General features: G+C 34.8%; 15 protein-coding genes. 13 read left to right on the top strand and 2 right to left on the bottom strand.

Annotation, left to right across the window (positions count from 1 at the left end):
• Window positions 1-33 precede the first annotated feature (33 nt).
• The 5 genes from G9C87_RS12915 to G9C87_RS12935 all read left to right on the top strand — a co-directional run bounded on the left by G9C87_RS12915 (window position 34) and on the right by G9C87_RS12935 (window position 2,906).
• The gene (locus G9C87_RS12915; protein ID WP_172281755.1) at window positions 34-597 is read left to right on the top strand and encodes a methyltransferase family protein; all 564 of its coding nucleotides are present in this window, start codon (window positions 34-36) and stop codon (window positions 595-597) included.
• A 79-nt stretch (window positions 598-676) separates the two neighbouring features.
• Window positions 677-1,342: a hypothetical protein gene (locus G9C87_RS12920; RefSeq protein ID WP_172281757.1), complete on the top strand. Its 666-nt coding sequence runs from the start codon at window positions 677-679 to the stop codon at window positions 1,340-1,342.
• A 177-nt stretch (window positions 1,343-1,519) separates the two neighbouring features.
• Complete coding sequence (locus G9C87_RS12925; protein ID WP_172281759.1) at window positions 1,520-1,819, top strand: 2TM domain-containing protein; 300 nt, start codon at window positions 1,520-1,522, stop codon at window positions 1,817-1,819.
• A complete protein-coding gene (locus G9C87_RS12930) occupies window positions 1,803-2,099 on the top strand; it encodes a 2TM domain-containing protein (protein WP_172281761.1) in 297 nt (98 codons plus the stop codon). The genes G9C87_RS12925 and G9C87_RS12930 overlap by 17 nt, the downstream gene beginning before the upstream one ends.
• Window positions 2,100-2,162: 63 nt before the next feature.
• A complete protein-coding gene (locus G9C87_RS12935) occupies window positions 2,163-2,906 on the top strand; it encodes a LytR/AlgR family response regulator transcription factor (RefSeq protein WP_172281763.1) in 744 nt (247 codons plus the stop codon).
• 448 nt (window positions 2,907-3,354) lie between these two features.
• Here G9C87_RS12935 and mnmA read toward each other — a convergent pair whose 3' ends face one another.
• Entirely contained in the window at window positions 3,355-4,542 is a 1,188-nt protein-coding gene (gene mnmA / locus G9C87_RS12940; protein ID WP_172281765.1) for a tRNA 2-thiouridine(34) synthase MnmA, read from the bottom strand.
• 200 nt (window positions 4,543-4,742) lie between these two features.
• Here mnmA and G9C87_RS12945 point away from each other — a divergent pair, with 200 nt between their 5' ends.
• The 3 genes from G9C87_RS12945 (at window position 4,743) to G9C87_RS12955 (ending at window position 6,588) form a co-directional block, all read left to right on the top strand.
• On the top strand, window positions 4,743-5,273 hold the full coding sequence (locus tag G9C87_RS12945; RefSeq protein ID WP_172281767.1) for a hypothetical protein: 531 nt from the start codon (window positions 4,743-4,745) through the stop codon (window positions 5,271-5,273).
• Between the two features lie 56 nt (window positions 5,274-5,329).
• Window positions 5,330-5,911 carry a Crp/Fnr family transcriptional regulator gene (locus G9C87_RS12950; protein WP_172281769.1) on the top strand — a complete coding sequence of 194 codons (582 nt, stop codon included), beginning with the start codon at window positions 5,330-5,332 and terminating at the stop codon, window positions 5,909-5,911.
• 71 nt (window positions 5,912-5,982) lie between these two features.
• Window positions 5,983-6,588, top strand: coding sequence for a hypothetical protein (locus G9C87_RS12955; RefSeq protein ID WP_172281771.1), 606 nt, complete (start codon window positions 5,983-5,985; stop codon window positions 6,586-6,588).
• Window positions 6,589-6,663: 75 nt separating this feature from the next.
• On the opposite strand, the gene G9C87_RS12960 is transcribed toward G9C87_RS12955, so the two are convergent.
• A complete protein-coding gene (locus tag G9C87_RS12960; RefSeq protein ID WP_172281773.1) occupies window positions 6,664-9,195 on the bottom strand; it encodes an ATP-dependent Clp protease ATP-binding subunit in 2,532 nt (843 codons plus the stop codon).
• A 154-nt stretch (window positions 9,196-9,349) separates the two neighbouring features.
• On the opposite strand from G9C87_RS12960, the gene G9C87_RS12965 reads away from it, so the two are divergent.
• Genes G9C87_RS12965 through G9C87_RS12985 form a run of 5 tightly spaced genes read left to right on the top strand, consistent with a single transcriptional unit; the run spans window position 9,350 to window position 13,009 of the window.
• Window positions 9,350-9,574, top strand: coding sequence for a uroporphyrinogen decarboxylase (locus tag G9C87_RS12965; RefSeq protein WP_172281775.1), 225 nt, complete (start codon window positions 9,350-9,352; stop codon window positions 9,572-9,574).
• On the top strand, window positions 9,574-10,668 hold the full coding sequence (locus G9C87_RS12970; RefSeq protein ID WP_172281777.1) for a glycosyltransferase: 1,095 nt from the start codon (window positions 9,574-9,576) through the stop codon (window positions 10,666-10,668). The genes G9C87_RS12965 and G9C87_RS12970 overlap by 1 nt, the downstream gene beginning before the upstream one ends.
• Before the next feature lie 46 nt (window positions 10,669-10,714).
• A complete protein-coding gene (locus tag G9C87_RS12975; protein WP_172281779.1) occupies window positions 10,715-11,134 on the top strand; it encodes a SufE family protein in 420 nt (139 codons plus the stop codon).
• Window positions 11,135-11,136: 2 nt separating this feature from the next.
• Complete coding sequence (locus tag G9C87_RS12980; RefSeq protein ID WP_317168554.1) at window positions 11,137-12,102, top strand: glycosyltransferase family 9 protein; 966 nt, start codon at window positions 11,137-11,139, stop codon at window positions 12,100-12,102.
• A gap of 4 nt (window positions 12,103-12,106) precedes the next feature.
• Window positions 12,107-13,009 (top strand): glycosyltransferase family 2 protein, encoded by a 903-nt coding sequence (locus G9C87_RS12985; protein WP_172281781.1) that lies wholly within the window; start codon window positions 12,107-12,109, stop codon window positions 13,007-13,009.
• The last annotated feature ends 55 nt before the right edge of the window (window positions 13,010-13,064 follow it).

The raw sequence follows: 13,064 nt of genomic DNA on the forward strand, positions 1-13,064 counted from the left end.
TTTTGCTACTTTTAAGAATAAAAACAATAACAAATGAATCTACAAATCTTATTTTACGCTTCTATGGCAGTCTGGTTTCTTAGTGAAATCATCTATAAACAAAAATTGAAATCAGCAGATAAGGATCAGAAAAAAGATCAATCCACTCTCAGTATTCTTTGGATAGTTATCCTCTTTTCAATCGGAAGTGCTGTGATGGTGTCTCATATATCTGATTTTGTGATTACAGATTCAGTCTGGATTGTATATACCGGACAGGCCCTCATTATCATTGGAATTGTATGCCGGTATCTTATCATCAGGTCTTTAGGTAAATATTTTACTGTAGATGTGACGATACGGGAAGATCATAAAATTAAAAAAGACGGGCTTTATCATTACGTGAGGCATCCCTCCTATACTTTTGCATTGTTAACTTTCCTGGGACTAGGCTTATATCTAAATAACTGGATTTCCCTTGCCCTGGCATTTATTCCTCCATGTATAGCATTTAGTTACAGGATTAAAATTGAGGAACAGGTGCTCATTGGACAGTTTGGTGATGATTATATACAATACAGGAAAGCAACAAAAAAGCTTATTCCATTTATTTATTGAATTTTAGGAGAAAAAACAATAATTAACTTTTAACCAGTACTTTATATTATATTTATTTGATATTTTAAATAAATAAAAAATGAAAAAAACGATAATTTCACTATTTGCTATTTTGCTTTTAGGATGTAATTCAAAAGGACAAGAAAATAAGGTTAGACTGACAGGAGATCAAGTTATTATAGAGTTAGAAAATCTTCATTTTTTTGGACTGACTGAAAAAGAAGATCTGGAAGAAAGTAAAGCTAATTTTAAGGATTCGTATGAGCGGCTTCATTTTTTTGAAGGTAAAGAAAGAGATGATAGTACGACATTTACTGACAATAGATTCTATTCTATTGACTGTGAGGTGCTATTTGAAAGCGAAGGATTAATTGAGTATTTAGAGATTGTAAGAAAAGCATTTGATAAGCTCGGATTAGAGCTTAAAGTAAGTGATGAATTCAGTAAACAAAATAAAAAACATTGGTTGCATAAGATAAAGCTAAATGGAAAAGAGTATATAGCCTATGATAATGATTTTGGTATGTATGACTGGGATATTTCGGTTGTCAATTTTATTAGAATGCTAAATGATCAATTAAGTATGCAAAATGCAGGGGAAAAATTTTATCCGATAAGATCGGGGAACGATGGAATGATGGTCTTACTTACAAAAGAGCAGTTTGACTTTGTAAGAGCCAATTATCCAAATGATAAGGATCATCCAAAGGAGCTTAGTGAATGGGAAAATATACGTCGGAATTAATGTAGGCTTTAAATGATTTTAAATATTTTATCTATATAAAAAAATCCCGATTTCAGTTGAGTCGGGATTTTTGCTATTCAGAAGGGATATTCGACGACTCAGTAAGATATAGTTGATTTGAAGGCGGTTTTCGTGATACATTTGATTCAAGAAAATAAATAATCAAAATTCAATAGTATGGAAACATTATCATTCGACAAGGAAAATCTGACTTATAAAAAAGCAGTAAGACGTGTAAAAGAATTAAAGGCATTCTATGGGAATCTGACTTCCTATTGTTTAGTAATCCCATTTTTATTTGTTTTAAACCTTTTAACATCACCTGACCACTTATGGTTCTACTGGCCTATGCTTGGATGGGGGATAGGTATTATTGTTCACGCCATAAACGTCTTTGGAATAGGGAAAGAATGGGAGGAAAGAAAAATAAAAGAGTTAATGGAAACAGACAAAAGAAATCATGGAAAAGTACTTTAATAAAAATACAATGGAATATAGCCAGGCCTACGAACGCGTCAAAAGATTGAAGAGTTTTTATAAAAACCTTGCATGGTTTTGCGTTATCGCAGGGATTTTGTTTTTCAATGATTATTTTGAGGACGGAACAATTGATTTTTCTCCTTTTCATGGATCGATCCTTTTGCTTATATGGGGAATAATATTAGCTATGAAAGCAGTCAGGCTATTTATTTTTGACTCCGAATGGGAACAAAGAATCTTAGACAAGCAACTTCATAAGGGTAAGCCGAAAATATAGTTCAAAACCGGATTCTTTTATCTACTTTTAATGCTGTAATTTGAAAAACTAAAACCGTTATTTATGATCAAAACTGTCATCATTGAAGATGAAAAACCAGCTTCAAGAAAATTGGAGCGGATGTTGAGTATATTTCCTGATATACAGGTAATTGCAAAAATAGAATCGGTAGAAGAAGGTGTTTCTTGGTTTTCTGAAAATGAACATCCGCAACTGATCTTTTCAGACATTGTTTTAGGAGATGGATTGTCTTTTGATATTTTTGAAAAAGTTCCATCAAAAGGATTCATCATCTATACGACGGCTTTTGATCAATATACTCTTAAAGCCTTTAAACTGAACAGTATTGATTACTTATTAAAACCAATTCTGGAAGATGATCTGGCAGGAGCTATAGATAAATTTAAATCTTTTCTTCCTTCCGGGAACCCGGTTAGTTCTGAAGAAATTAAACAGCTGATAAAAAAGGACAAATCCACCCTTTCCAGAATTTTGGTGAAAATAGGATATAACCTGAAAATTATTCAGACCAGTGAGGTAAGTTGTTTTTTTAGTGAAAATAAGATTGTTTACCTTCAGACACGGGAAAGAACATACCCTTCAGATTTTACACTTGATGAACTTGAAGAGACATTGGATGAGAAAAAATTCTTCCGTGTGAACAGGCAATTTATCGTTAACTCTGATTATATCAGAAATATTCATACTTCTCCAAATTATAAGGTTGATCTGGAATTCCAGCCGGGAGAGGAAATTACGATAAGCCGGGATCGTGTGAAAGATTTTAAAGAGTGGCTGGTAGGCTAAAATAAAAGATTTTGATATTCAGTTATCAATATTAACTATTTGTAATCTATTAGGTTAGAATTAGTGTCTTCAAGTTGTTTGATATGAAGAGACAACACGCCACTACCAATTGGAAAGCTATTTGAGCCAGGTTGAAATTTCTTCTTTGAAGAATTTTGAATAGGACAATAAGCTCTTATATTAAAAACTAATACATGTACTTATAAAATGCAATTCATGGAATTTTTATTCTGGATTCTTAAGTTCTTCGTTGATATTTTTTATCCTTAAAATACAATGTTGATTTGAAATAAAGGCAATGATTTATAATGGATTATATTAAATCAATTAAACAATTTTCTGAATACTTATTTCCTCAAAACAAAGATAAACCCGAAACAAAGTGCTCCGGGTTTATTATATACTGTTTAGTTTTAATTTTTGGCGAGTATACTGAAAATCATTTATATTATGCAATAACTCCGCTTCCTATCAATTCATCCTCCATATACCATGATGCAAACTGTCCTTCAGCAATGGCGGACTGCGGATTTTCAAATTCTATATAAAAAGCATCTTCAAACTGGTATAGCGTAGCCTTTTGAAGAGGCTGTCTGTATCGGAACCTGGCCATTACTTCCATGGATTCACCATTGGAAAGTCTTAGGTCCTCTCTCACCCAATGAAGTTCAGGATTATTTATTTTTAAAGCTTTTTTATGCAGTCCTGGGAAGCTATGACCTTCTCCTACGAAAATAATATTGTTTTCGATGTCTCTGGACACGATAAAACAGCTTTCTTTATGTCCGCCTATACCAAGCCCCTTACTTTGGCCGATCGTGAAAAATTGAGCTCCCTGATGCTTTCCGATTACCTTTCCGTCAGATTTTTTATAACTGATCTTTTGTGATAAATACTGGAGTTCTTCTTCCTTCGAGGAAAATGAAGGCTTTTCTTTCGAAAATAAAGGAGAATCGCTGAAAATTTCTACAATTTCACCTTCTTTTGGCTTGAGTTGCTGCTGTAAAAACTGAGGAAGACTTACTTTACCTATAAAACATAGTCCCTGAGAGTCCTTTTTATCCGCTGTTACCAGCCCGATTTCTTTTGCGATTTCCCTAACTTCGGGTTTTGTAAGTTCACCAATAGGAAACAAAGCCTTTGACAATTGATCCTGACTCAGCTGACAAAGGAAATAGGATTGGTCCTTGTTGTTATCTTTACCTGCCAGTAAATGAAAAATTTCCTTTCCGTTTTCATCAAAAGTTGAGGTTACCCTAGCATAATGTCCTGTCGCAACTTTATCCGCGCCCAAAGACATTGCTGTTTTCATAAAAACATCAAATTTAACCTCTCTGTTGCATAGTACGTCAGGATTCGGGGTTCTCCCTTTTTCATATTCTGCAAACATGTAATCGACGATACGTTCCTTATAAAGATCACTCATATCAATAACCTGGAATGGTATTCCAAGCTTCTGAGCTACCATTAACGCGTCATTACTGTCCTCTATCCAGGGACATTCATCTTCTAATGTTACGGAAGCATCATTCCAGTTCCTCATAAACAAAGCCACTACTTCATGCCCTTGCTGTTGCAGCAAATAGGCTGTAACGCTAGAATCTACACCTCCTGAGAGGCCTACTACTATTTTCATTCTATTTCAATTTTACGAAACTCTTAACGGGAGTTCTTAGTTTGATCCGGCAAAAATACAACTAAAAAGATTCGCAAAAAAACCATAATTTTAAGCATTGATAAAAACGATGGTAATATAAAATCCCGGAATTTTAAGGGATTATGAGTTCGCAGGAAAGCAATTGCATATTATCTTTATTAATAATTAAATATCAGAGTATGAAAAAAATAATTATTCCATTGATGCTGATGTGCTCAATATCAATATTTTCCCAGGTCACAGTGGGAGCTCCCTCAATGACTGAAAACAACAGATGGACTTTCGGAGGTGGGATCGGTTTAGGTTTTGGAAGCAACAGCGCATTTTCTCTTCAGGCAGCTCCGAGGGTAGGATACCGGTTAACCGATGATCTTGAAGCGGGAGTATTGGGAAGTGTTTCCTGGCAGACATCAGACTATTATAGATCAACGATGTTCGGGGTTGGTCCTTTTGTGAATTACTATTTCGCAAGATCCTTTTATGTAGGGGCGAATCTTCAACATTATTTTATAAATTATCATGATAAATTTTATGATTATAAAGATAACCGGGAAGAAACGGCACTATATCTGGGAGGAGGATATATGCAAAGGATAGGGGGGAATTCCTTTATGCAGCTGGGATTGATGTACAATGTTTTATGGAAAGAGAATTCAAGTGTTTTTTCAAGTGGATTGGTTCCGAACATTGGATTCGTTGTAGGATTGTAGTTTTATTGCGGTGTTTTAATCAATATCAAAAAATGGATTGTTAAAATATTACAGGAATGAAGGTCGAAAATTTTTCAACTAATGGTTTGATAAGTTTCATTAAAAATACTTATCCTGTATCAGATTTTACTGCCAATCTTATTGCCGACAATTTTGAACCTGTAATTTTACCGAAACATCAGCTTACCTTAAGAGAAGGAAGCATTAATTCTGATTATATTTTTCTCGAGACAGGCTACATGCGTTCATATGTGTTGGATATTGATGGAAATGAGGTAACAACGAATATATTCAAGCCTAATGAAATGGTTTTTGAAGTAGAATCTTATTTTCAAAGAAAACCGTCAAATGAAAATATTGAAACAATTACAAGATGTATTGTCTGGATTGGAAAATACGAAAAATGCCAACGACTTTTTCATACCTTACCAGAGTTTAGAGAATTTGGAAGAGCTATTTTGGTGAAAGGATTTACGGAGCTTAAACAACGTACCGTTTCCATGATTAAAGAAAAATCCGAAAGGAGATATGAAAATTTATTATTAGAATCGCCAGATATTTTCCGGAATGTTCCTTTAAAATTTATTGCATCTTATCTTGGAATTACAAATACTTCTTTAAGCCGGTTGAGAAAATAATATAAAAAATTGCCAATTGGTAATTTTTTTATAAAGTATGAAGCTGAAATTTGCATAATAAATGATACATTATGCAAACAGAAAACATTCAACAGACGGGCTTGGAAAAGCGTATCGCGCTTATTCTGATCTTTTGGGGAGCAGGAAGTTTTTTATTAGGTTTTTTTAATATTTTCAGCCTTATTCCGCGCCTGCTTTTTGGCGTCTTAATTGCTTCAATACTTTTGGTCTTGATTATTATTTATCAGTCCAAACCTTCTTTTAGAACTTTCTCCGACTCTATTCCTTTAAAGGGGATTGCTCTTTTTCATGTTTGGAGAATTTTTGCGGGCTGGATTTTTATTTCATATACTGGAAAACTGTCAGAAACATTTATTAATAATGCGGCTTATGGAGATATTATTTCAGGAATCCTTGCTGCCACCGTTTTTGTTTTCGGACGTACCAAGCTAAGCTATTATATTTTCAATATTATTGGCTCGCTAGATTTTATTATTGCTGTAGGAACGGGGGTTTTTCTTACCATTACAGAAAATAATGAAATGGCTCCGATTATTCAGTTACCGTTAATCATGATTCCGCTATTTGGAGTTCCTCTTTCCGGCTTTACCCATTTTATTTCTTTAAAGCGTCTTTTAAAAATGAAGAATAAAAAGCTTTCAGATATTATTGAATGACAGCTAATAAAATTTAAAATAATAAAAAAGCACGGAAAATACTTCCGTGCTTTTTATTTTAACAAAATTATTTATTTATTGAGAAGACTTTTCAGTCGTCTTTTTGGTCTTTTGAGCCTTGCCGGTTAATCCGTCTTTAGCTTCATTTACATCAAGAACAATTGTTTCTCCTTCATTTAATTGCTTGTTTACCAGCATTTCTGCCAATAAATCCTCAATGTATTTCTGGATTGCTCTTTTCAATGGTCTTGCACCAAAATCTTTATCCCATCCTTTTTCAGAAATAAAATCTTTAGCTGCTTCAGTTAAATCAACTTTATATCCTAATTTATCAAGTCTGGTGTAAAGCTTATTTAATTCAAGATCAATGATTTTCTTGATATCAGTCTGTTCAAGAGAGTTAAAGATCACGATGTCATCAATTCTGTTCAGGAATTCAGGAGCAAATGCTTTCTTAAGGGCATTTTCAATTGTGCTTCTTGCTCTGTTGTCTGTATTTGACTTCTTAGCAGAAGTTCCGAATCCAACACCATCCCCAAAGTCTTTAAGGTCTCTTGTTCCGATGTTTGAAGTAAGAATAATGATCGTGTTTCTGAAATCAATTTTTCTACCTAAACTATCTGTAACATGTCCTTCATCCAGAATCTGTAACAAGATATTGAATACATCAGGGTGAGCTTTTTCAATCTCATCAAGAAGAACTACCGCATAAGGTTTTCTTCTCACAGCTTCAGTAAGCTGACCTCCTTCCTCATATCCAACATATCCCGGAGGCGCACCTACCAACCTTGATACGGCGAATTTTTCCATATATTCACTCATATCAATTCGGATCAATGCTTCATCTGAATCGAAAAGTTCTCTTGCCATTACCTTGGCAAGCTCAGTCTTACCAACACCGGTTGTTCCTAAGAAGATAAATGTTCCGATCGGACGATTTGGATCTTTAAGACCCGCTCTGTTACGTTGAATAGCTTTAACTACTTTTCTTACAGCATCTTCCTGTCCGATAACTTTTCCGTTCAGGTTGTTGTCCATCTGAGCTAATTTATCAAGCTCATTTTTACCAACTTTGGTTACAGGAACACCACTCATCATGGAAACTACCTCTGCAACGTTTTCTTCTGTAACCGTTTCTTTTTTCTCTTTTACATCCTTATCCCACTGATCTTGTGCGGCATTAAGCTCCATTTGAAGTCTTTCCTCCTCATCTTTAAGCTTTCTGGCTTCAAGATAATCCTGAGCTTTTACAGCTTTCTGCTTCATTTCTTTGATGTCCTCAATTTTCTTTTCGAATTCAATGATTTCGGTAGGAACTTTCATGTTTTTGATATAAACACGGGAACCTGCTTCGTCCATTGCATCAATCGCTTTATCCGGTAGGAAACGATCTGTAATATATCTTGATGTAAGATTCACACAAGCCAATATGGCTTCTGGTGTATAAATCACATTATGATGCTCTTCATACTTATCTTTGATCTGATTTAAAATCTGAATGGTTTCGTCAATAGAGGTAGGCTCTACCATTACTTTCTGGAATCTTCTCTCTAATGCTCCGTCTTTTTCAATATATTGACGGTATTCATCCAAGGTAGTGGCTCCGATGCATTGAATTTCTCCTCTTGCAAGAGCCGGCTTAAACATATTGGAGGCATCCAGACTTCCTGTAGAGCTTCCTGCACCTACAATAGTGTGAAGCTCGTCAATGAATAGGATAACATCCCTGTTCTTTTCCAATTCCGTCATGATCGCCTTCATTCTTTCCTCGAACTGACCACGGTATTTCGTTCCTGCAACTAAACTTGCAAGATCCAGTGTGATCACTCTTTTACCAAAAAGAACTCTGGAAACCTTTTTTTGCTGGATTCTTAAAGCTAATCCTTCTGCAATAGCAGATTTACCCACTCCGGGCTCTCCGATAAGAAGGGGATTGTTTTTCTTTCTGCGGGAAAGAATCTGAGAAACCCTCTCGATTTCTTTCTCACGTCCGATTACAGGATCCAATTTCCCATCTCTTGCTAAAGATGTAAGGTCTCTACCAAAATTATCCAGCGTAGGAGTTTTGCTCTTTGCAGCGCCTAAATTTCCTGCCGGTTTTCTCATCTGCTCAAATTCTTCTCTTTCATCATCATCATCATAAGCACTCATCTGAGGTGATTGTCCGGAATTTTTAAGCATTGTCTGGTATTCTCTTGAAACGCCTTCATAGTCGATATCGTAAGCGCCTAATATATTTGAGGTGGGATCTTCATATTTATAAAGAATACCTAAAAGTAAATGAACGGTATTAATTTCATTACTTTTGTATTGTCGGCATTCTAACTCTGCACGTTTAACGGCATGATCTGCCATTTTCGTGAAAGAAATATTGGTTACCTCCTCAGAAATAGGATTAAGACTTGCTGTATTTAGAGTTTCAATTTTTCTTCTGATTTGTGTTAAATCGGCATTAAGGTTTTGAAGGATTTCTTTTGCAGAGTTTTCTGTTTTTATAATACCTAAAAGTAGATGTTCTGTATTAAGAAATTCACTTTTCAGCCTTTTAGCTTCATTTTTGCTCTGTTTGAACACTTGGCTCAAACCTTGTGAAAACTTATAATCCATAATATATCTCAATTAGAATAAAGATAGAATTATCTTTTATTCATTATTCTAAATTACAAATATTTTACCAAAAATCAATTAATGACTTTATGGCAGAAAAAAGTTTTATTATCTTATTGAAAATGACTAAGTTTGTGTCCCTTAAATTTTTCTTATGAACCCCGAAATTGCTGCTTATATTGGATATTCTGCTTCACTTTTTCTTGTGTTGAGCTTTATATTGAAAGATGTAAGAAAAATTAGAATCGTAAATATGATCGGCTGTATTTGTTTTGTCATTTATGGTATCTTTAACGGAATGCTCTGGCCGGTTATTATACCCAACGGATTGATCTGTTTCATACAGATTTACCATTTAATGGCCGGAAAGAAAAGTTAATGAAAAAAAAGATAATTACATCTGCTTTTAGTAATCTGTATACAGATCAGCGAATAGAAAAGGTCTGTCACACCTTGTATGAAAACGGATACTCTCTGGAACTGATCGGAAACGACTGGGGTGGAGCTGAGAAAATCACAAGACCTTATCCTTTCTCAAGGATTATGCTGGTTTCTAAAAGTTTAAAGACGGCTTATTTTGAATTTAACTGGAAATTGTACAAAGAGCTGAAAAAGAAAGCTGATAAGAATACCATTCTTCATGCTAATGATATTGACGCTCTTCTTCCCAATTATCTTATCGCAAAAAAATTAAAGATCCCTTTAATTTTTGACAGTCATGAAATTTTTTCCGAAATGCCAGCCATTCAGGGCAAAATGTCACAAAAAATATGGCGTTACCTGGAAAAAAAAGTACTTCCTAACTTAAAATTCATGATAACAGCCAGCGGAAGTTATGCAAAATGGTTTAAAGAAAAATATAATGTAGAGGCTACAGTGGTACAAAATGCACCCAAAAAAATAAACTTTCCAATAGATATTTCCGATAATAAGCCTAAAGTATTTTTATACCAGGGTGCAATAAATCCTTTTAGGGGAATTGATAAGGCAATTCTAGCTATGCATCATATTGATGATGTTGTTTTCAAGGTTGCAGGAGATGGTCCCAAAAAGAAGGAATATGAAGAGCTGGTAGCTCGTGAGAATCTACAGCATAAAGTTGAGTTTTTGGGCAAGCTGGAGCCTGAAGATCTAAGAAAAATTACTCTTACCGCAGATGTCGGGATGAGTATCGAGGAAAACGGCGGGGACAGCTACTTATACTCCCTCCCGAATAAAGTGTTGGATTGTATTCAGGCAAGAGTTCCATTAATTATGGCTGATCTCCCTGAAATGCGTAATATAAGAATGCAGTTTGATGTCGGAGAGATCATTAAGGACCATCAGCCGGAAAATATTGCAGATGCTGTTTTCAGAATTTTAAATAAGGGAAGAAAGGGTTATCAGGATGAATTGAAAAAAGCCTCGGAATTGCTTTGTTGGGAAAATGAAGAACTAAAACTTCTGGAAGTTTTTAGAAAGGTATCTCAATAAATTATCTTTACAAAAATGGTATCTTTGCATAAAGAATTGTTAAAAGATGACCATTAAAGAAAAACAGCAGGAAATAATAGACGAATTTGCATTTCTTGACGATTGGGAGCAGAAGTATGAATATATTATTGACCTTGGTAAAGAATTGAAAGGGCTTTCAGAAGACAAGAAAACAGATGCTAATCTTATTAAAGGATGCCAGAGTAAAGTATGGATTGATGCTGAATTTAAAGACGGTAAACTTTATTTTGATGCTGATTCTGATGGTATTTTACCAAAAGGAATTGTTTCTCTTCTGGTTAATATTTACAGCGGGCATTCTACACAGGAAATTCTGGATTCGGATTTCCAGTTTATTTCAGAGATCGGACTTCAGGAGTTTCTTTCTCCTTCCAGAGCCAATGGACTAATGGCAATGACTAAACAGATTAAATTTTATGCAGTTGCCTATCAACTGAAGTCGTAGTTGTGACAAGAATTTTAGCATATCGTTTTTCCGCTTTTGGCGACGTTGCGATGACAGCGCCCGTTTTTCGTGAATTCCTTGAACAAAACCCTGATGTAGAAATCGTAATGGTTTCCAGAAAAAATTTTGAAAGCTTGTTTTCAGATATTCCCAACATTATTTTTAAAGGAATTAACCTGGATGATTATAAGGGTTTTTTTGGATTGAACAGATTGGCCAATGAGTTAATCAGAGAATTTCATCCGGATTTCATAGCTAATTTGCATGATGTAATCAGGACGAAGGTTCTGGATAAAATCTATAGGAGAAAGGGATACAAAGTATTCAAGATCAATAAAGGAAAAGAAGAAAAGGAAATTCTTACCGATGTCTGGAATCTGGATAAAGTACAACTGAAAAAAACCGTCGAGCGGTATGCAGACGTATTCCGGGAAATGGGGTTTAAAGTGAACTTATCCAATAAATTAAGGCCATCAACACAGCAAAAGTCCGGGATCGGGTTTGCTCCTTTTGCACAGCATAAAGGAAAGATGCTTCCCTTGGATAAATCCTATGAACTTGTTAAAATTTTAGCCCAAAAGGATAAAATATATTTCTTCGGAGGCGGGAAAAATGAAACAGAAACCCTGGAAAGATGGGAACGTGAAATTCCGAATACCCAAAGTCTTTCCGGGAAATTAAACCTTAAACAGGAGCTGGATACAATTGCAGAACTTAAACTGATGATCTCAATGGATTCTGCCAATATGCACCTTGCCAGCCTTGTGGGAACAAGATGCGTTTCTATCTGGGGATCTACACATCCTTATGCCGGTTTTTTAGGGTTTGGACAGAGTGAAGATGATGTGGTGCAAATTAAAGATTTAACATGCAGGCCTTGTTCAGTATTTGGAGATAAGGAATGTTTCAGAGGAGATTGGGCATGTCTGGAAGAACTTAATATTCAGAAAATCATTGAAAAAATCTGATGAAATGAAAATTACAATCTGCATTCCTGTCTATAATTTTGATGTCCGGGAATTAGTTTCTGATTTAGGAAAAGAAATTACAGCAAAGGCTTTTAATGCAGAAATCATATTAATCGATGATCGGTCTGAAGAACAATTTAAACAGATTAATAAAGTCCTAGAAGATAAGGTAGAAAAATTGATCTATCTGGATAAAAACATTGGGAGATCAAAAATCCGCAATCTGTTTCTTTCCTATTCAAAGGGAGGTTATTTACTTTTTCTTGATTGTGACGGTAAGATAACAAGTGACCGTTTTCTAGAAAATTACATACAATTTATAAAAGAGAATCCGGATACAAAGGTGATCTACGGAGGGCGAGTTGTCTCAGAATCACCGGTTGATCAAAACCATTATTTAAGATGGAAATTTGCCGTAGAGCGTGAGAATTTACCGGTTTCGCTTCGTGTGGAAAATCCTTACTTGAGCTTCCAAACAAATAATTTTATCATTGATCGGAATATCCTCAAGAAAGTTCCGTTTAATCCCGAATTTCAAAGATATGGGTACGAAGATCTGTTATTTGCAATGGACTTAAAATCCAGTCATATAAAAATTAACCATCTACAGAATCCTGTATTCAACAATGATGTAGAAGATAATCAACTCTACCTTGAAAAAGTAAAAGAATCGGTAGGTAGTTTATCTCAAATGCTTCAAGACAAACAACTCAGAGCAAAACTTTCCGAAATTAAACTGGTAAAAGCGTACAAGGCTATAAAAAGGCTTGGTTTAAAAAGCTTATTTACCATTTTCTTTAGGGTTAGCATGCCAAGGATAGAGCGTAAGCTTTTAAAGGGAAATATCAACCTTAAATACCTTGATTTTTATAAGCTGGGATTACTACTGAATGTAGCGGATATCTGAAAGATTTTCTTTATTAGAATCATTTCAGGTAAAAATGAAGCATTGACAAAATGCC

The organism is Chryseobacterium sp. LAM-KRS1 (genome assembly GCF_013184525.1).
Lineage (GTDB): Bacteria > Bacteroidota > Bacteroidia > Flavobacteriales > Weeksellaceae > Chryseobacterium > Chryseobacterium proteolyticum.

Excerpts from the sequence above, each read along its gene's own strand:
- G9C87_RS12920 (WP_172281757.1), top strand. The coding sequence starts at position 677 with ATGAAAAAAACGATAATTTCACTATTTGCTATTTTGCTTTTAGGATGT.
- G9C87_RS12955 (WP_172281771.1), top strand. The coding sequence starts at position 5,983 with ATGCAAACAGAAAACATTCAACAGACGGGCTTGGAAAAGCGTATCGCG.
- G9C87_RS12975 (WP_172281779.1), top strand. The coding sequence starts at position 10,715 with ATGACCATTAAAGAAAAACAGCAGGAAATAATAGACGAATTTGCATTT.
- G9C87_RS12985 (WP_172281781.1), top strand. The coding sequence starts at position 12,107 with ATGAAAATTACAATCTGCATTCCTGTCTATAATTTTGATGTCCGGGAA.
- mnmA (WP_172281765.1), bottom strand. The coding sequence starts at position 4,542 with ATGAAAATAGTAGTAGGCCTCTCAGGAGGTGTAGATTCTAGCGTTACA.
- G9C87_RS12965 (WP_172281775.1), top strand. The coding sequence starts at position 9,350 with ATGAACCCCGAAATTGCTGCTTATATTGGATATTCTGCTTCACTTTTT.
- G9C87_RS12960 (WP_172281773.1), bottom strand. The coding sequence starts at position 9,195 with ATGGATTATAAGTTTTCACAAGGTTTGAGCCAAGTGTTCAAACAGAGC.
- G9C87_RS12915 (WP_172281755.1), top strand. The coding sequence starts at position 34 with ATGAATCTACAAATCTTATTTTACGCTTCTATGGCAGTCTGGTTTCTT.
- G9C87_RS12950 (WP_172281769.1), top strand. The coding sequence starts at position 5,330 with ATGAAGGTCGAAAATTTTTCAACTAATGGTTTGATAAGTTTCATTAAA.
- G9C87_RS12935 (WP_172281763.1), top strand. The coding sequence starts at position 2,163 with ATGATCAAAACTGTCATCATTGAAGATGAAAAACCAGCTTCAAGAAAA.
- G9C87_RS12930 (WP_172281761.1), top strand. The coding sequence starts at position 1,803 with ATGGAAAAGTACTTTAATAAAAATACAATGGAATATAGCCAGGCCTAC.
- G9C87_RS12945 (WP_172281767.1), top strand. The coding sequence starts at position 4,743 with ATGAAAAAAATAATTATTCCATTGATGCTGATGTGCTCAATATCAATA.
- G9C87_RS12925 (WP_172281759.1), top strand. The coding sequence starts at position 1,520 with ATGGAAACATTATCATTCGACAAGGAAAATCTGACTTATAAAAAAGCA.
- G9C87_RS12970 (WP_172281777.1), top strand. The coding sequence starts at position 9,574 with ATGAAAAAAAAGATAATTACATCTGCTTTTAGTAATCTGTATACAGAT.